The organism is Pseudomonas sp. RW3S2 (assembly GCF_014268955.1).
Classification (GTDB): domain Bacteria; phylum Pseudomonadota; class Gammaproteobacteria; order Pseudomonadales; family Pseudomonadaceae; genus Aquipseudomonas; species Aquipseudomonas wayambapalatensis.
The window spans coordinates 24257-41866 of record NZ_JABWRM010000006.1 but is presented as its reverse complement, the minus strand read 5'-3'; the positions used below and the strand labels follow the sequence as shown (position 1 = coordinate 41866).

At 58.8% G+C, this 17610-nt stretch carries 26 protein-coding genes; 1 reads left to right on the top strand and 25 read right to left on the bottom strand.

Going from position 1 to position 17610, the window contains the following annotated elements; all coding sequences use genetic code 11:
• Positions 1-116: 116 nt before the first annotated feature.
• The gene (locus tag HU748_RS10360) at positions 117-659 is read right to left on the bottom strand and encodes a single-stranded DNA-binding protein (protein WP_186670260.1); all 543 of its coding nucleotides are present in this window, start codon (positions 657-659) and stop codon (positions 117-119) included.
• A gap of 9 nt (positions 660-668) precedes the next feature.
• Positions 669-2063 carry an MFS transporter gene (locus HU748_RS10355; protein ID WP_186709491.1) on the bottom strand — a complete coding sequence of 465 codons (1395 nt, stop codon included), beginning with the start codon at positions 2061-2063 and terminating at the stop codon, positions 669-671.
• Between the two features lie 129 nt (positions 2064-2192).
• On the opposite strand from HU748_RS10355, the gene uvrA reads away from it, so the two are divergent.
• Positions 2193-5027 carry an excinuclease ABC subunit UvrA gene (gene uvrA, locus HU748_RS10350; RefSeq protein ID WP_186670256.1) on the top strand — a complete coding sequence of 945 codons (2835 nt, stop codon included), beginning with the start codon at positions 2193-2195 and terminating at the stop codon, positions 5025-5027.
• Between the two features lie 66 nt (positions 5028-5093).
• Here the strand turns inward: uvrA and bfr are convergent, their stop codons facing one another.
• The 23 genes from bfr to rpsC all read right to left on the bottom strand — a co-directional run bounded on the left by bfr (position 5094) and on the right by rpsC (position 17597).
• A complete protein-coding gene (gene bfr / locus HU748_RS10345; protein ID WP_063542481.1) occupies positions 5094-5558 on the bottom strand; it encodes a bacterioferritin in 465 nt (154 codons plus the stop codon).
• Positions 5559-5723: 165 nt separating this feature from the next.
• Positions 5724-7163: a catalase gene (locus HU748_RS10340; RefSeq protein WP_186709490.1), complete on the bottom strand. Its 1440-nt coding sequence runs from the start codon at positions 7161-7163 to the stop codon at positions 5724-5726.
• Between the two features lie 172 nt (positions 7164-7335).
• A complete protein-coding gene (gene rplQ / locus HU748_RS10335) occupies positions 7336-7722 on the bottom strand; it encodes a 50S ribosomal protein L17 (RefSeq protein ID WP_003255451.1) in 387 nt (128 codons plus the stop codon).
• Between the two features lie 42 nt (positions 7723-7764).
• Positions 7765-8766 (bottom strand): DNA-directed RNA polymerase subunit alpha, encoded by a 1002-nt coding sequence (rpoA, locus tag HU748_RS10330; protein WP_003255452.1) that lies wholly within the window; start codon positions 8764-8766, stop codon positions 7765-7767.
• Positions 8767-8788: 22 nt separating this feature from the next.
• On the bottom strand, positions 8789-9409 hold the full coding sequence (rpsD, locus tag HU748_RS10325; protein ID WP_054893564.1) for a 30S ribosomal protein S4: 621 nt from the start codon (positions 9407-9409) through the stop codon (positions 8789-8791).
• 15 nt (positions 9410-9424) lie between these two features.
• Positions 9425-9814, bottom strand: a complete 390-nt coding sequence (gene rpsK / locus HU748_RS10320; RefSeq protein WP_003255454.1) for a 30S ribosomal protein S11 — start codon at positions 9812-9814, stop codon at positions 9425-9427.
• Between the two features lie 18 nt (positions 9815-9832).
• Positions 9833-10189, bottom strand: coding sequence for a 30S ribosomal protein S13 (rpsM, locus tag HU748_RS10315; protein ID WP_003255457.1), 357 nt, complete (start codon positions 10187-10189; stop codon positions 9833-9835).
• A 131-nt stretch (positions 10190-10320) separates the two neighbouring features.
• Positions 10321-10437: a 50S ribosomal protein L36 gene (rpmJ, locus tag HU748_RS10310; RefSeq protein ID WP_011531897.1), complete on the bottom strand. Its 117-nt coding sequence runs from the start codon at positions 10435-10437 to the stop codon at positions 10321-10323.
• Positions 10438-10465: 28 nt separating this feature from the next.
• The gene (gene secY / locus HU748_RS10305; RefSeq protein WP_003255459.1) at positions 10466-11797 is read right to left on the bottom strand and encodes a preprotein translocase subunit SecY; all 1332 of its coding nucleotides are present in this window, start codon (positions 11795-11797) and stop codon (positions 10466-10468) included.
• Positions 11798-12232, bottom strand: coding sequence for a 50S ribosomal protein L15 (gene rplO / locus HU748_RS10300; RefSeq protein WP_054893563.1), 435 nt, complete (start codon positions 12230-12232; stop codon positions 11798-11800).
• 3 nt (positions 12233-12235) lie between these two features.
• A complete protein-coding gene (gene rpmD / locus HU748_RS10295) occupies positions 12236-12412 on the bottom strand; it encodes a 50S ribosomal protein L30 (RefSeq protein ID WP_029614570.1) in 177 nt (58 codons plus the stop codon).
• Positions 12413-12414: 2 nt separating this feature from the next.
• On the bottom strand, positions 12415-12915 hold the full coding sequence (gene rpsE / locus HU748_RS10290) for a 30S ribosomal protein S5 (RefSeq protein ID WP_003255465.1): 501 nt from the start codon (positions 12913-12915) through the stop codon (positions 12415-12417).
• A gap of 3 nt (positions 12916-12918) precedes the next feature.
• The gene (gene rplR / locus HU748_RS10285; protein WP_023629183.1) at positions 12919-13269 is read right to left on the bottom strand and encodes a 50S ribosomal protein L18; all 351 of its coding nucleotides are present in this window, start codon (positions 13267-13269) and stop codon (positions 12919-12921) included.
• 10 nt (positions 13270-13279) lie between these two features.
• Positions 13280-13813, bottom strand: coding sequence for a 50S ribosomal protein L6 (gene rplF, locus HU748_RS10280; protein WP_027594874.1), 534 nt, complete (start codon positions 13811-13813; stop codon positions 13280-13282).
• Positions 13814-13825: 12 nt separating this feature from the next.
• Positions 13826-14218 (bottom strand): 30S ribosomal protein S8, encoded by a 393-nt coding sequence (rpsH, locus tag HU748_RS10275; RefSeq protein WP_186670252.1) that lies wholly within the window; start codon positions 14216-14218, stop codon positions 13826-13828.
• 209 nt (positions 14219-14427) lie between these two features.
• Positions 14428-14733 carry a 30S ribosomal protein S14 gene (rpsN, locus tag HU748_RS10270; RefSeq protein ID WP_013970638.1) on the bottom strand — a complete coding sequence of 102 codons (306 nt, stop codon included), beginning with the start codon at positions 14731-14733 and terminating at the stop codon, positions 14428-14430.
• 13 nt (positions 14734-14746) lie between these two features.
• A complete protein-coding gene (gene rplE / locus HU748_RS10265) occupies positions 14747-15286 on the bottom strand; it encodes a 50S ribosomal protein L5 (protein WP_186670250.1) in 540 nt (179 codons plus the stop codon).
• A 20-nt stretch (positions 15287-15306) separates the two neighbouring features.
• Positions 15307-15621 carry a 50S ribosomal protein L24 gene (rplX, locus tag HU748_RS10260; protein ID WP_003255476.1) on the bottom strand — a complete coding sequence of 105 codons (315 nt, stop codon included), beginning with the start codon at positions 15619-15621 and terminating at the stop codon, positions 15307-15309.
• Between the two features lie 11 nt (positions 15622-15632).
• Positions 15633-16001: a 50S ribosomal protein L14 gene (rplN, locus tag HU748_RS10255; protein WP_011063774.1), complete on the bottom strand. Its 369-nt coding sequence runs from the start codon at positions 15999-16001 to the stop codon at positions 15633-15635.
• 23 nt (positions 16002-16024) lie between these two features.
• Positions 16025-16291 (bottom strand): 30S ribosomal protein S17, encoded by a 267-nt coding sequence (gene rpsQ, locus HU748_RS10250; protein ID WP_023534981.1) that lies wholly within the window; start codon positions 16289-16291, stop codon positions 16025-16027.
• A 2-nt stretch (positions 16292-16293) separates the two neighbouring features.
• On the bottom strand, positions 16294-16485 hold the full coding sequence (gene rpmC / locus HU748_RS10245; RefSeq protein WP_002555481.1) for a 50S ribosomal protein L29: 192 nt from the start codon (positions 16483-16485) through the stop codon (positions 16294-16296).
• The gene (gene rplP / locus HU748_RS10240; protein WP_009397508.1) at positions 16485-16898 is read right to left on the bottom strand and encodes a 50S ribosomal protein L16; all 414 of its coding nucleotides are present in this window, start codon (positions 16896-16898) and stop codon (positions 16485-16487) included. Before rplP ends, rpmC begins: the two co-directional genes overlap by 1 nt.
• Before the next feature lie 12 nt (positions 16899-16910).
• Positions 16911-17597 (bottom strand): 30S ribosomal protein S3, encoded by a 687-nt coding sequence (gene rpsC / locus HU748_RS10235; RefSeq protein ID WP_003255481.1) that lies wholly within the window; start codon positions 17595-17597, stop codon positions 16911-16913.
• Between the last annotated feature and the right edge of the window lie 13 nt (positions 17598-17610).

Here is a 17610-nt window from a genome sequence, read left to right as displayed (position 1 = left end):
TGAGGGCGGCAGAAGAGTGGGCAAAGGAAACCAGGCGCATGCCGCGCGAAAATGAAAAACCCCCGCAAGGCGGGGGTTTCAGGTGACAGCTTTACACGTAAAGGCTCAGTTACGACTCAGAACGGAATATCGTCATCGAAGCTGTCGAAATCAGCGGCAGGCTGCGGAGCTGGCTGCTGGGGCGCTGGACGCTGTTGCGCCTGCTGCGGACGCGGCGCCTGCTGGCGTGGTGCCTGGTTGTACTGTTGCTGCTGGCCACCACCCTGGTTGTAGTTGCCGCCACCCTGGTTGTACTGATCACCGCCCTGCCCCTGCGGACGACCGCCGAGCAGCTGCATGGTGCCCTGCATGTCGACGATGATCTCGGTGGTGTAGCGCTTGATGCCGTCCTTTTCCCACTCGCGGGTCTGCAGCTTGCCCTCGATGTAGCACTGCGAACCCTTGCGCAGGTACTCGCCAGCGATCTCGGCAACCTTGCCGAACAGCGAGACACGGTGCCATTCGGTGCGCTCGACCTTTTGCCCCGACTGCTTGTCGGTCCACTGCTCGCTGGTGGCCAGGCTCAGGTTGGTCACGGCGTTACCGTTGGGCAGGTAGCGGACTTCGGGATCCTGGCCGCAAGTACCAACCAGAATGACTTTGTTAACCCCACGGGCCATAACGTTCTCCTAGGCTTCGCACGCCGTCGGGGCTGGGTTCACCAGACGCTCGAGGGTCGCACGGTCCAAAATTTTCGTATCCAGTTTGATATAGATGGCGGCTTCTTCTGCCACCACCACGGCGTCGGTCACACCCGGCACAGCCATCAGGCGCTCGGTCAATCCGGCTTCCCGAACCGCCTCCGGTGTCAGCGGCATGCGCAGGCTGGTGACGTACGGCGGTTCGTTCATGCCCAGGGCAGATACCAGCCAGATACCACACAGTACAGCACATCCCAGGAACACCATGCCCAGGCCACCGTGCTGGTACAACCAGCCACCGATGATTCCTCCCAGCGCGGCACCCAGGAACTGGCTCGTGGAGTAGACCCCCATGGCCGTTCCCTTGCCGCCGGCGGGCGACACCTTGCTGACCAGCGAAGGCAAGGATGCCTCCAGCAGGTTGAAGGCGGTAAAGAATATCACGGTGCCGGTCACCAGTCCGCGCAAGTTGTCAGCCCATTGCCAGAAGAACACCTCGATCAGCAGCAGCACAATGACCGCACCAACCAACACGCGTTTCATCTTGCGCTTCTTTTCGCCGTAGATGATGAACGGCACCATTGCAAAAAATGAGATGAGCAACGCGGTCAGGTATACCCACCAGTGCTCTTCCTTGGGCAGGCCGCCACGCTCGACGAACGCCAGCGGCAATGCCACGAAGCTCGCCATGAGGATCGCATGGAGGATGAAAATGCTCAGGTCCAGGCGCAGAAGGTCCGGATTACGCAGGGTCGGGCCGAGCGCCTGGCGTGCGACACCAGACTCGCGGTGCTGCAGCGCACTGTGCGCACTGGGCACGACGAAGGCGATCAGGGCGATGCCTACCACGGCAAGTCCTGCAGTGGCGAGGAACAATCCCGACAACCCGAAGGCGCTTGTCAGCAGCGGTCCTATCACCATCGCCACCGCGAACGACAGGCCGATGCTCATGCCGATCATGGCCATGGCCTTGGTGCGATGCTGCTCACGGGTGAGGTCGGAGAGCAAGGCCATGACCGCTGCGGAAATCGCCCCCGCGCCCTGCAGGATGCGTCCGGCGATCACGCCCCAGATCGAATCGGCCTGGGCCGCCAGCAAGCTGCCAAGGGCGAAGATCACCAGGCCCAGGTAGATCACCGGACGGCGACCGATGCGGTCGGAAATCACCCCGAACGGAATCTGCAGCACGGCTTGCGTCAGGCCGTAGGCGCCAATGGCCAGGCCGATCAGCGCGGGCGTGGCACCGGCGAGGTCCATGCCATAGGTGGCCAGCACGGGCAGGACCATGAACATGCCCAGCATACGAAAGGCAAAGACCAGGGCAAGGCCGCCTGCGGCGCGGGTTTCGCTGCCACTCATGCGCTCGTTGTGGGTGTCGTGCATGGATAAACCTCGTGTGAACCGGCGGCGATTCTATCAGTCCGACGGCTAGACGGCATCTACGCGACGCTTTGCCGCGTAGCGGCAGCGCGCCGTATACTTCCTTGTTTATGCCCGCCAAGCGAGGCCGTAGTGGACAAGATCCTGATCCGTGGGGCACGTACCCACAACCTGAAGAACATCGACCTGACCCTGCCCCGGGACAAACTGATCGTGATCACCGGTCTGTCCGGTTCCGGCAAGTCGTCCCTGGCCTTCGACACACTCTACGCCGAAGGCCAACGCCGCTATGTGGAGTCGCTGTCGGCCTATGCCCGGCAATTTTTGTCGATGATGGAAAAGCCCGATGTCGACACCATCGAAGGCCTGTCACCGGCGATCTCCATCGAGCAGAAGTCGACCTCGCACAACCCGCGTTCGACCGTTGGCACCATCACCGAAATCTACGATTACCTGCGCCTGCTCTATGCCCGCGTCGGTACGCCACGCTGCCCGGACCACGACATTCCGCTGGAAGCGCAAACGATCAGCCAGATGGTCGACCTGGTGCTCGAGCAACCCGAAGGCAGCAAGCTGATGCTGCTGGCACCCGTGGTGCGCGAGCGCAAGGGTGAGCACCTGGCGGTGTTCGATGAGCTGCGCGCCCAGGGCTTCGTTCGTGCGCGGGTCAACGGCAAGTTGTACGAACTCGACGAGTTGCCCAAGCTCGACAAGCAGAAGAAACACAGCATCGATGTGGTGGTCGACCGCTTCAAGGTGCGCAACGACCTGCAGCAGCGCCTGGCCGAGTCCTTCGAGACCGCCCTCAAGCTGGCCGACGGTATCGCCCTGGTGGCGCAGATGGATGACGAAAGCGCCGAGGACATGATCTTCTCCGCGCGCTTCGCCTGCCCAGTCTGCGGCCATGCGATCAGCGAGCTCGAACCCAAGCTGTTCTCCTTCAACAACCCGGCTGGCGCCTGCCCGACCTGCGACGGCCTGGGCGTGAAGCAGTACTTCGATACCAAGCGCCTGGTCAACAACGAGCTGACCCTAGCCGAAGGCGCGATCCGTGGCTGGGACCGACGCAACGTCTACTACTTCCAGATGCTCGGCTCGCTGGCGGCGCATTACGGCTTCAGCCTCGACGAGCCGTTCGGCCAGCTCTCGGCCGATCACCAGAAGGTGATCCTGCAGGGCAGCGGCAAGCAAAGCGTCGACTTCAAGTACCTCAACGACCGCGGCGACATCGTCAAGCGCTCGCACCCCTTCGAAGGCATCGTGCCGAACCTGGAGCGGCGCTACCGCGAGACGGAGTCGGCGACTGTGCGCGAGGAGCTGGCCAAGTTCCTTGGCACCCAACCGTGCCCGGACTGCCGCGGCACCCGTCTGCGCCGCGAAGCACGCCATGTATGGGTGGGCGAAAAAACCCTGCCGGCCGTGACCAACCTGCCGATCGGCGATGCCAGCGAGTACTTTGCCACCCTGACGCTGAGCGGTCGGCGCGGAGAGATTGCAGCGAAGATCCTCAAGGAAATCTGCGAGCGCCTGCAGTTCCTGGTCAACGTCGGCCTGGACTACCTCACCCTCGACCGCAGCGCCGAAACCCTTTCGGGCGGCGAGGCCCAGCGGATCCGTCTGGCCAGCCAGATTGGCGCCGGCCTGGTGGGGGTGATGTACATCCTCGACGAGCCGTCGATCGGCCTGCACCAACGTGACAACGACCGCCTGCTGGCCACCCTCAACCACCTGCGCGACCTGGGCAACACGGTGATCGTGGTAGAGCACGACGAGGATGCCATTCGCCTGGCCGACTATGTCGTCGACATCGGCCCGGGCGCCGGGGTGCATGGTGGACAGATCGTCGCCGAAGGCTCGCCGCAGGAAGTCATGGCGCACCCCGACTCGGTGACCGGCATGTACCTGTCAGGCCGCAAGAAGATCGCCGTGCCGGCCAAACGCACGCCTCGCAACAAGAAGCTGTCGCTCAAGCTCAAGGGCGCGCGCGGCAACAACCTGCAGAACGTCGACCTTGAAGTGCCGATCGGCCTGCTGACCTGCGTCACCGGTGTGTCCGGCTCGGGCAAATCGACACTGATCAACAACACCCTGTTCCCCTTGGCCGCCACCGCGCTCAATGGTGCCAGCAGCCTGGAAGCAGCAGCGCACACCAGCATGGACGGCCTGCAACACCTGGACAAGGTAGTCGACATCGACCAGAGCCCGATCGGCCGCACACCGCGCTCGAACCCGGCCACCTATACCGGGATCTTCACTCCGATCCGCGAACTGTTCGCTGGCGTGCCCGAGTCGCGCTCGCGAGGTTATGGCCCGGGGCGCTTCTCGTTCAACGTCAAGGGCGGGCGCTGCGAAGCGTGCCAGGGCGATGGCCTGATCAAGGTGGAAATGCACTTCCTGCCGGATATCTACGTGCCGTGTGATGTGTGCAAGAGCAAGCGCTACAACCGCGAAACCCTGGAGATCAAGTACAAGGGCAAGAACATCCACGAGGTCCTGGAAATGACCATCGAGGATGCCCGCGAGTTCTTCGACGCGGTCCCGGCGTTGGCGCGCAAGCTGCAGACGCTGATGGACGTGGGCCTTTCGTACATCAAGCTGGGGCAATCGGCGACGACGCTTTCGGGCGGCGAGGCGCAGCGGGTGAAGCTGTCGCGCGAGCTGTCCAAGCGCGATACCGGCAAGACCCTCTACATCCTGGATGAGCCAACCACCGGCCTGCACTTCGCCGACATCCAGCAACTGCTGGACGTGCTGCATCGCCTGCGCGACCACGGCAACACGGTGGTGGTGATCGAGCACAACCTGGACGTGATCAAGACCGCCGACTGGCTGGTGGACCTGGGGCCGGAAGGTGGCTCGAAGGGAGGCCAGATCATTGCCAGCGGCACGCCCGAGGAACTGGCCAAGATGAAGCAGTCGTATACCGGGCATTACCTCAAGCCCTTGCTGGAACGCGATCGGGCCTGACGAAAAAAGCCCCTGACATGCAAATGCCAGGGGCTTTTCTCTATATGCGTGCCCTCTGCAGGGACGTTACATCTGCGATTGCAGGTAGTTCTGCAGCCCGATGGATTTGATCAGGCCCTGCTGCTTCTCCAGCCAGTAGGTGTGATCTTCCTCGGTGTCGGCCAGTTGCGCGCGCAGGATATCGCGGCTGATGTAGTCCTTGTGCAGCTCGCACAACTCGATGCCTTTGCACAATGCGGCGCGGACCTTGTACTCAAGGCGCAGGTCGGCAGCGATCATGTCCGGCACGGTGGTGCCCACGTCGAGGTCATCCGGGCGCATGCGCGGGGTGCCTTCGAGCATGAGAATGCGGCGAATCAGGGCATCGGCGTGCTGCGCCTCTTCTTCCATCTCGTGGTTGATACGTTCGTAGAGCTTGGCCAGGCCCCAGTCTTCGTACATGCGCGAGTGGATGAAGTATTGGTCACGTGCCGCCAGTTCGCCCGTCAGCAACGTGTTGAGGTAATCGATTACGTCCGGGTGACCTTGCATCGCCCTGATTCTCCCTGAGTGAAAGCTTGATAGGGGGATAGTGTGAACCATGATTTCTTCAAGGTCACTGAAAAATGCGCAATTTGTGTGAAAAAAGCGGGCAAACCGTAGTGATTTTCATTGAAAAACCGCCCCAATGAGGGCGGTTCTCCTTATCACTTCGACTTAGGCGAGCTTGATGCCCAAGGCCTTGGCAATCCCCTCGCCGTAAGCGGGATCTGCCTTGAAGAAGTGCTGCAACTGACGCTGCACTACATCGTCGCTGACGCCTTTCAGGGTGCCGGCAATGTTGTCGATCAACAGCGCTTGCTGCTCGGCGTTCATCAGGCGGAACAGCGCACCAGCGTGGCTGTAGTAGTCATTGTCTTCGCGGTGGTCGTAACGATCTGCCGCCCCCTTGAGGGCCAGCGCAGGCTCGGCGTGACGGGGCGACTGCTTGGGCGCATCGGCGTAGCTGTTCGGCTCGTAGTTCGGAGCGCTGCCGTAGCTGCCCATGGTCATCGCACCATCGCGTTGGTAGCTGTGCACCGGGCTACGTGGCGCGTTCACCGGCAAATGCTGGTGGTTGGTGCCAATGCGGTAGCGGTGAGCATCGGCGTAGGCAAATACGCGCCCCTGCAGCATGCGGTCTGGAGACAGGCCAACACCTGGCACCATATTGCTCGGCCCGAACGCGGCCTGCTCGACTTCGGCGAAGTAGTTGAGCGGGTTGCGATTGAGTTCAAGCACACCCACCTCGATCAGCGGGTAGTCCTTCTGCGACCAGGTCTTGGTGACGTCGAAGGGATTTTCGGCGCGGTTGGCTGCCTCTTCTTCACTCATCACCTGGATGCAGACGGTCCAGCGTGGGTAGTCGCCGCGATCGATCGCTTCGAACAGGTCACGTTGTGCGTAATCCGGATCGGTACCGGCGATACGTGCCGCATCGGCCGGGGCCAGGTTCTTGATGCCTTGCTGGGTCTTGAAGTGCCACTTGACCCAGGTACGCTGGCCATCCGCACTCAGCAGACTGTAGGTATGGCTGCCGAAACCGTGCATGTGGCGGTAGCCGTCCGGAATACCACGGTCAGAGAACAGGATGGTGACCTGGTGCAGCGCCTCGGGCGAATGCGACCAGAAGTCCCACATCATCTGGGCGTTCTTCAGGTTGGTCTGCGGGTGACGCTTCTGGGTATGGATAAAGTCCGGGAATTTCAGCGGATCGCGAATGAAGAACACGGGGGTATTGTTGCCGACGATGTCCCAGTTACCTTCCTCGGTGTAAAACTTGACGGCAAAACCGCGCGGGTCACGCTCGGTGTCGGCCGAACCACGCTCGCCGCCGACCGTGGAGAAGCGCAGGAAGGTTTCGGTCTGCTTGCCAATGCTCTCGAACAGGCGGGCGCTGGTGTATTGGGTGATGTCTCGAGTAACGGTGAAGGTGCCGTAAGCGCCCGAGCCCTTGGCGTGCACGCGGCGCTCAGGGATGTTCTCGCGGTTGAAGTGGGCCAGCTTCTCGATCAGATGGAAGTCGTCGAGCAGCAACGGGCCGCGCGGGCCTGCCGAACGGGAATTCTGGTTATCGGCTACAGGTGCACCGCTGGCGGTAGTAAGAATCTTGCTCATGGGCTCTCCTTATCGGTCTCGAAACGCCGGCTAATCGGCTTGAGAGCAAGTATGGATGGGCAACATGACAAGATCTAATTTATAGATATGCTTATATCGATAGTTTTTTACAATTCATGTAAACACAAAAAACCGGGCACTAGGCCCGGTTTCTTGTAGCAGACGGAACGTCTTACTCGGCAGCTTCTACAGCACCACCGACCGGACGATCAACCAGCTCGACGTACGCCATAGGCGCGTTGTCGCCAGCGCGGAAACCGCACTTCAGGATGCGCAGGTAGCCGCCCTGACGGGTGGCGTAACGCTTGCCCAGGTCGTTGAACAGCTTGCCAACAGCGGATTTCGAACGGGTACGGTCGAAAGCCAGACGACGGTTGGCGACGCTATCTTCCTTGGCCAGGGTGATCAGCGGCTCGGCAACGCGGCGCAGTTCCTTGGCTTTCGGCAGGGTGGTTTTGATCAGCTCGTGCTCGATCAACGACACTGCCATGTTCTGGAACATAGCCTTGCGGTGAGAGCTGGTACGGCTCAGGTGACGTCCACTTTTACGATGACGCATGATTCATTCCTTACCAAACACTACGTTCGGTGATTACGACGATCAGGCAGTCGCCTTGTCGTCTTTCTTAAGACTTGCAGGCGGCCAGTTGTCGAGGCGCATGCCGAGAGACAGACCACGGGAGGCCAGGACGTCCTTGATTTCAGTCAGGGACTTCTTGCCCAGGTTAGGAGTCTTCAACAGCTCTACTTCGGTACGCTGAATCAGGTCGCCGATGTAGTAGATGTTCTCCGCCTTGAGGCAGTTGGCCGAACGTACAGTCAGTTCCAGGTCGTCAACCGGGCGCAGCAGGATCGGATCGATCTCGTCTTCCTGCTCGACCACGACCGGCTCGCTGTCACCTTTGAGGTCGACGAACGCGGCCAGCTGCTGTTGCAGGATGGTCGCGGCACGACGAATGGCCTCTTCAGGGTCCAGGGTGCCGTTGGTTTCCAGATCGATGACCAGCTTGTCCAGGTTGGTACGCTGTTCAACACGGGCGTTCTCGACCACGTAGGCGATACGACGCACCGGGCTGAACGAAGCGTCCAGCTGAAGACGGCCAATGCTGCGGCTTTCATCTTCGTCAGTCTGACGGGAATCGGCCGGCTCGTAACCGCGACCACGAGCTACGGTGAGCTTCATGTTCAGGGCGCCGTTGGACGCCAGGTTCGCGATTACGTGATCGGGATTGACGATCTCGACATCGTGATCCAGCTGAATATCGGCAGCGGTAACCACCCCCGAACCCTTTTTCGACAAGGTCAGCGTAACTTCGTCACGACCGTGCAGCTTGATCGCCAGGCCTTTGAGGTTCAACAGGATTTCAATGACGTCTTCCTGTACACCTTCGATCGCGGAGTACTCATGGAGTACGCCATCGATCTCGGCCTCGACTACTGCACAGCCAGGCATGGAGGACAACAGGATGCGACGCAGCGCGTTGCCCAGGGTATGGCCGAAACCACGCTCGAGAGGCTCGAGCGTGATCTTGGCGCGGGTTGGACTGACTACCTGTACGTCGATGTGACGGGGAGTCAGGAACTCATTTACCGAAATCTGCATGGATGCACCTATTTTCTAGCCCTTACTTGGAGTAGAGCTCGACAATCAGGTTTTCGTTGATGTCGGCGGACAGATCGCTGCGAGCAGGAACGTTCTTGAAAACGCCCGACTTTTTAGCGGAATCAACGTCTACCCACTCAACGCGGCCACGCTGGGCGCACAGTTCAAGGGCTTGAACAATGCGCAGCTGGTTCAGCGACTTCTCACGAACCGCGACCACGTCACCCGGACGAACTTGGTAGGATGGAATGTTTACGGTCTTGCCGTTGACGCTGATCGCTTTGTGCGAAACCAGCTGACGGGATTCGGAACGAGTCGAACCGAAGCCCATACGGTAAACGACGTTGTCCAGGCGGCATTCCAGCAGTTGCAGCAGGTTCTCACCAGTAGCGCCTTTTTTCGAGGCTGCGACTTGGTAGTAACCGCGGAACTGGCGCTCCAGGACACCGTAGATACGGCGGACTTTTTGTTTCTCGCGCAGCTGGGTACCGTAGTCGGACTGACGGCCACGGCGCTGGCCGTGGATACCTGGGGCTGCTTCGATGTTGCACTTCGATTCCAGAGCGCGAACGCCGCTCTTCAGGAACAGGTCAGTGCCTTCACGGCGAGACAGTTTGCATTTTGGACCAATGTAACGTGCCATTTATCTGTCTCCTGATTACACGCGACGCTTCTTCGGCGGACGGCACCCGTTATGCGGGATTGGCGTCACGTCGGTGATGCTGGCGATCTTGTAGCCGCAGCTGTTCAGTGCACGAACGGCGGACTCACGACCTGGACCTGGACCCTTGACGTTGACGTCGAGGTTCTTCAGACCGTATTCCAGCGCAGCTTGACCAGCACGCTCAGCAGCGATCTGGGCTGCGAACGGGGTGGATTTGCGCGAACCACGGAAACCCGAACCACCGGAGGTCGCCCAGGACAAAGCATTGCCCTGACGGTCGGTGATGGTCACGATGGTGTTGTTGAAAGACGCATGGATGTGGGCGATGCCATCAACCACTGTCTTTTTGACTTTTTTACGAGGACGAGCAGCAGGTTTTGCCATGTCTATATTCCTGGGCGATTACTTGCGGATCGGCTTACGCGGGCCCTTACGGGTGCGTGCGTTGGTCTTGGTGCGCTGACCGCGAACCGGCAGACCTTTACGATGACGCAGGCCGCGGTAGCAACCCAGGTCCATCAAGCGCTTGATCTTCATGTTGATGTCACGACGCAGGTCACCTTCGGTGGTGAACTTCGCAACTTCGCCACGCAGGGTTTCGATTTGCTCGTCGCTCAGATCCTTGATCTTAGCGGCTGGATTTACACCAGCGTCTGCACAGATTTTCTGTGCAGTTGTGCGACCGACACCATAGATGTAGGTCAGCGAGATAACAGTATGCTTGTTATCTGGAATGTTGACGCCTGCAATACGGGCCATTCAGTGGGACTCCAATTGACAGCTACCTACGCCCCGGAAGCCAAGAAATAGGGCGCGAGATAATATCGCTGTAGAAACGAATAATCAACCCAGCAGCACACTAGCTGCTGGGTTTGAAGCGCAGATCACACTCAGCCTTGGCGCTGCTTGTGACGCGGTTCCGCGCTGCAGATCACGCGCACGATACCTTCGCGACGAATGATCTTGCAGTTGCGGCACAGCTTTTTCACCGATGCACGAACTTTCATTACCGACTCCTCGAACCTTAGGGGTCTATCAGCGCAGCAGGCCGCTGCCACCGTAGCCTTTCAGGTTGGCTTTCTTCATCAGGGATTCGTACTGGTGCGAAACGAGGTGCGATTGTACTTGGGACATGAAGTCCATCACAACCACTACCACAATCAGCAACGAGGTCCCGCCAAGGTAGAACGGCACGTTTGCTGCCACCACCAGGAACTGGGGCAGAAGGCAGACGGCCATCATGTAAAGAGCACCGAACATGGTCAGACGAGTCAGAACGCCATCAATGTAGCGCGCCGACTGCTCACCAGGACGGATACCCGGAATAAAGGCACCGGACTTCTTCAGGTTTTCCGCTACGTCTTTCGGGTTGAACATCAACGCTGTGTAGAAGAAGCAGAAGAAGATGATCCCTGCACTAAACAGCAGAATGTTCAACGGCTGACCAGGAGCGATCGACTGCGAGATGTCCTGCAGCCAGCCCATACCTTCGGACTGACCGAACCAGGCACCCAGCGAAGCCGGGAACAGCAAGATGCTGCTCGCGAAAATGGCAGGAATGACGCCCGCCATGTTCACTTTCAGCGGCAAGTGGCTGGTCTGCGCAGCGAAGACCTTGCGGCCCTGCTGACGCTTGGCATAGTGAACGGCGATACGACGCTGACCACGCTCAATGAACACCACGAAACCGATAATCGCTACTGCAAGCAAACCGATAGCGACCAGGGCGAAGATGTTGATATCGCCTGTGCGCGCAGACTCGAAAGACTGCCCGATTGCTCTCGGAAGACCGGCAACGATACCTGCGAAGATCAACATCGAGATACCGTTGCCCACACCGCGCTCGGTGATCTGCTCGCCGAGCCACATCATGAACATTGCGCCAGCCACGAAAGTGGAGACGGCAACGACATGGAAGCCCAGGCCTGCAGAAAACGCCACGCCCTGGTTGGCCAGGCCAATGGACATGCCAATGGCTTGAACCAGCGCCAGGATAACGGTGCCGTAGCGGGTGTACTGGCTGATCTTGCGACGGCCAGCTTCACCTTCCTTCTTCAACTGCTCCAGTTGAGGGCTGACTGCGGTCATGAGCTGCATGATGATCGATGCCGAGATGTACGGCATGATCCCCAGTGCAAAGATGCTCATGCGCTCCAGCGCACCACCGGAAAACATGTTGAACAAGCTAAGAATGGTCCCCTCATTCTGTCGAAACAGATCCGCCAGACGGTCTGGATTGATGCCAGGCACCGGGATATGTGCGCCGATCCGATAGACGATGATCGCCATGAACAGAAAGCGCAGACGAGCCCAGAGTTCCGACATCCCGCCCTTACCGAGCGAAGAGAGAGCACCTTGCTTAGCCATTTATTCCTCGAACTTGCCGCCAGCTGCTTCGATAGCCGCACGCGCACCTTTGGTGACGGCGATGCCCTTGATAGTGACTGCGCGAGTGACTTCGCCGGACAGCATGATTTTCACACGCTGTACATGCTGGCCAATCACGTTGGCGTCTTTCAGGGACTGTACGGAGATCACGTCGCCTTCCACCTTGGCCAGCTCGGACAGACGCACTTCAGCTCGGTCCATGGCTTTCAGGGAAACGAAGCCGAACTTCGGCAGACGACGGTGCAGCGGCTGTTGACCGCCTTCGAAGCCCGGAGCGATGGTGCCACCGGAACGGGAGGTCTGACCTTTGTGACCGCGGCCACCAGTCTTGCCCAAACCGCTACCGATACCACGACCCGGACGATGCTTCTCGCGACGGGAACCCGGCGCTGGACTCAGATCATTGAGTTTCATCGATTAACCCTCGACGCGCAGCATGTAGTAAGCCTTGTTGATCATCCCGCGATTCTCGGGAGTATCCTGGACTTCTACAGTGTGACCGATGCGACGCAGACCCAGGCCTTTAACGCACAGGATGTGGTTAGGCAGACGGCCGGCGGTGCTCTTGATCAGCGTTACTTTTACGGTTGCCATGATCAGAAGATCTCCTCAACACTCTTGCCGCGCTTGGCAGCAATGGACTCAGGAGATTGCATGGCTTTCAGACCCTTGAAGGTGGCGTAAACCACGTTCACTGGGTTGGTCGAACCGTAGCACTTGGCCAGAACGTTCTGGACACCAGCAACTTCCAGGACAGCACGCATTGCGCCGCCGGCGATGATACCGGTACCTTCCGAAGCAGGCTGCATGTAAACCTTCGAGGCGCCGTGGGCAGCCTTGGTGGCGTACTGCAGGGTGGTGCCCTTCAGGTCAACCTGGATCATGTTGCGACGGGCAGCTTCCATGGCTTTCTGGATCGCGGCAGGTACTTCGCGCGATTTGCCACGGCCGAAGCCGACGCGACCTTTGCCATCACCTACCACGGTCAGCGCGGTGAAGGTGAAGATACGGCCGCCTTTAACGGTTTTAGCAACGCGGTTAACTTGAACCAGCTTCTCGATGTAGCCTTCGTCGCGCTTTTGATCGTTATTTGCCATAACTTAGAACTCCAGTCCGCCTTCACGAGCAGCATCGGCCAGCGCCTTGACGCGACCATGGTACTTGAAGCCGGAACGGTCAAAGGCAACTTGAGATACACCGGCGGCTTTCGCACGCTCAGCTACCAGCTTGCCAACCTTAGTGGCCGCGTCGATGTTGCCGGTGGCGCCATCACGCAGTTCTTTGTCCAAGGTCGAGGCGCTTGCCAGAACCTTGCTGCCGTCGGCCGAAATGACCTGGGCATAGATGTGCTGCGAGGAGCGGAACACGCACAGACGCACGGCTTCGAGCTCGTGCATTTTCAGGCGTGCTTTGCGAGCGCGACGCAGTCGAATAACTTTTTTGTCGGTCATTTGCTAGGCCCTACTTCTTCTTGGCTTCTTTACGACGGACTACTTCGTCCGCGTAACGCACACCCTTGCCTTTGTAAGGCTCTGGCGGACGGAAATCGCGGATTTCAGCGGCCACCTGACCCACCAGCTGCTTGTCGATACCCTTGATCAGGATGTCGGTCTGGCTTGGGGTTTCAGCGGTGATACCGGCTGGCAGTTCGTAGTCCACTGGATGCGAGAAGCCCAGAGCCAGGTTCAGGATGGTGCCCTTGGCCTGTGCCTTGTAACCAACACCGACCAGCTGGAGCTTGCGCTCGAAGCCTTGGCTTACGCCCTGGACCATGTTGTTCACCAGAGCACGGGTGGTACCGGCCATGGCGCGAGCTTGCTGGTCACCGTTGCGAGCGACGAAGCGCAGCTCGCCAGACTCTTCGGTAACTTCAACAGACGAGTGAACGTTCAGTTCGAGAGTGCCCTTGGCACCCTTCACCGAAAGCTGCTGGCCGGCGAATTTGACTTCGACACCGGATGGCAGCTTAACGGGGTTCTTAGCGACGCGAGACATGCCTATCTCCCCTTAGAACACTGTGCACAGAACTTCGCCACCGACACCGGCAGCGCGCGCAGCGCGATCAGTCATCACACCTTTGTTGGTGGAGACGATAGACACGCCCAGACCGCCACGTACTTTCGGCAGGTCAGAGACGGACTTGTACTGGCGCAGGCCTGGACGGCTGGAGCGCTTCAGTTCCTCGATGACCGGACGGCCTTCGAAGTACTTCAGTTCGATCGACAGGGAAGGCTTGACTTCGCCACTGACCTGGTAGCCAGCGATGTAACCTTCGTCCTTCAGAACTTTGGCAACCGCGACCTTCAGAGTGGAGGAAGGCATGCTTACGACGGACTTTTCAGCCATCTGGGCATTACGGATGCGAGTTAGCATGTCCGCTAACGGGTCCTGCATACTCATGGGCTAGATGCTCCTGATACAAGAATTATTAGCCTTGCGGCTATCACAACCACCTGACCGCCCCGGGCAAAAAACCCAGGCTCAGGTGAGCCGGTCATTCTAGACACAAGACAGAAACGAAACAAGCCCCACGAGGGGGCTTGTTTGTTGGCGATGTCACCGGCGGTCGGAAGATTGCTCCCCCTACGCCGGGATCACACCTGCAGCTATTACCAGGAGGCCTTGACCAGACCTGGTACGTCACCGCGCATTGCAGCTTGACGCAGCATGTTACGGCCCAGGCCGAACTTACGGTAAACACCGTGAGGACGACCGGTCAGGCGGCAACGGTTGCGCAGGCGCGAGGCGCTGGCATCACGAGGCTGCTTCTGCAGAGCGACAACGGCAGCGAAACGCTCTTCTGGAGAGGCGTTCAGGTTGACGATGGTCGCTTTCAGCTCGGCACGCTTTTTGGCGTACTTGGCTACCGTGAGCTGACGCTTCAGCTCGCGGTTTTTCATGCTCTTCTTGGCCATTTTCCTACTCCAATCAGTTGCGGAACGGGAACTTGAATGCACGCAGCAGAGCGCGGCCTTCGTCGTCCGAACGAGCAGTGGTGGTCAGGGTGATGTCCAAACCGCGCAGAGCATCGATCTTGTCGTAGTCGATTTCCGGGAAGATGATCTGCTCTTTCACGCCCATGCTGTAGTTGCCACGGCCATCGAAGGACTTGGCATTCAGGCCGCGGAAGTCGCGAACCCGAGGCAGGGAGATCGCCAGCAGGCGGTCCAGGAATTCGTACATCTTGTCGCTACGCAGGGTCACCTTGACGCCGATCGGCCAGCCCTCACGGACTTTGAAGCCCGCGATGGATTTACGAGCGAAAGTCACGACCGGCTTTTGACCGGTGATCTTTTCCAGGTCGGCAACTGCGTGCTCGATGACTTTCTTGTCGCCGATCGCTTCGCCCAGACCCATGTTCAGGGTGATCTTGGTAACGCGCGGAACTTCCATCACGTTCGACAGCTTAAGTTCTTCCTTAAGCTTGGGAGCGATTTCGTTCCGGTACATCTCTTTCAGTCGTGCCATGGTCTTCTACCTAGCAGTGTTCAAGCATCAACCGCTTTTTGGGTCGACTTGAAGACACGAATTTTCTTACCGTCTTCTACTTTGAAACCAACGCGGTCAGCCTTGTTGGTTTCGCCATTGAAGATGGCAACGTTGGAAGCGTGCAGAGGCGCTTCTTTCTCGACGATACCGCCCTGAACGCCTGCCATCGGGTTCGGCTTGGTATGACGCTTGACCAGGTTGACACCACCGATGACCAGACGGTCATCAGCGAGAACCTTCAGCACCTTACCGCGCTTACCCTTGTCTTTGCCGGCGATCACGATGATCTCGTCGTCACGACGAATCTTTTGCATGTCGGATCTCCTTACAGCACTTCAGGGGCGAGCGAGACGATCTTCATGAACTTCTCGTTACGAAGTTCACGGGTCACTGGCCCGAAGATGCGGGTACCGATCGGCTCTTGCTTGTTGTTCAGCAGAACAGCAGCGTTGCCGTCGAAACGAATGATGGAACCGTCAGCGCGACGTACACCGTGACGGGTACGGACGACAACAGCGGTCATCACCTGGCCTTTCTTGACCTTACCGCGAGGAATCGCTTCCTTGACGGTAACTTTGATGATATCACCGATGCCAGCGTAACGGCGGTGCGAACCGCCGAGCACCTTGATGCACATGACGCGACGAGCGCCGCTGTTATCGGCCACATCGAGCATGGATTGAGTCTGAATCATAAAATTTCTCCGACCCCTAGCCCTTAGACTTCAACAGCGCGTTCGAGGACTTCAACCAGTGCCCAGGACTTGGTCTTGGCCAGCGGACGAGTTTCGGTGATCGAAACCTTGTCGCCGATCTTGCACTGATTGGTTTCGTCGTGCGCGTGCAGCTTAGTCGAACGCTTAACGTATTTACCGTAGATCGGGTGCTTTACGCGACGCTCGATCAGAACGGTGATGGTCTTGTCCATTTTGTCGCTGACGACACGGCCAGTCAGCGTACGGACGGTTTTTTCAGCTTCAGCCATGATCACTTACCTGCCTGCTGGTTGAGCACAGTTTTCACGCGAGCGATGTCACGCTTAACTTGCGAGAGCAGGTGCGACTGCCCCAACTGGCCAGTTGCTTTCTGCATACGCAGATTGAACTGGTCGCGCAGCAAGCCGAGCAGTTGCTCATTCAGTTGCTGTGCCGATTTTTCACGAAGTTCATTCGCTTTCATCACATCACCGTCCGCTTAACAAAGGAGGTGGCGAGAGGCAGCTTTGCAGCAGCCAGGGCGAAAGCTTCGCGCGCCAGCTCTTCAGAAACACCCTCGATCTCGTACAGGACTTTGCCTGGCTGGATCTGGGCAACCCAGTACTCCACGGAACCCTTACCTTTACCCATACGAACCTCGAGAGGCTTCTTGGTAACCGGCTTGTCCGGGAATACACGGATCCAGATCTTGCCGCCACGTTTTACGTGACGGGTCAGGGCACGACGTGCCGACTCGATCTGGCGAGCGGTGAGGCGACCGCGAGCGACAGCTTTCAGAGCGAACTCGCCGAAGCTGACCTTGCTACCGCGCAGTGCCAGACCACGGTTGTGGCCGGTCATCTGCTTGCGGAATTTTGTACGCTTTGGTTGCAACATTTGGCGTACCCCTTACTTAGCAGCTTTTTTACGAGGCGCTGGTGCTTGCGGCTTCAGCTCTTCCTGGCGACCACCAATCACTTCGCCTTTGAAGATCCAAACCTTGACACCGATCACACCGTAGGTGGTGTGAGCTTCGTAGGTGTTGTAGTCGATATCGGCACGCAGGGTGTGCAGAGGCACACGACCTTCGCGATACCACTCGGTACGGGCGATCTCGGCACCGCCAAGACGACCGCTCACCTGGATCTTGATGCCCTTGGCACCAATACGCATGGCGTTCTGTACGGCGCGCTTCATGGCGCGACGGAACATAACGCGGCGCTCCAGCTGCTGGGCAACGCTTTGCGCAACCAGCATGGCGTCGAGTTCCGGCTTGCGGATCTCTTCGATGTTGATGTGCACAGGCACACCCATCTGCTTGGTCAGGTCCTGACGCAGCTTCTCGACATCCTCACCCTTCTTGCCGATAACGATACCGGGACGAGCGGTGTGGATGGTGATGCGTGCAGTTTGAGCCGGACGATGAATATCGATACGGCTTACGGACGCGCTTTTTAGTTTGTCTTGGAGGTACTCACGCGTTTTCAGATCCTTCAACAGGTAATCTGCGTAAGTAGCACCGTCTGCGTACCAGACGGAGGTGTGCTCCTTGACGATTCCCAGGCGAATGCCAGTGGGATGTACTTTCTGACCCATCTGATCGACTCCG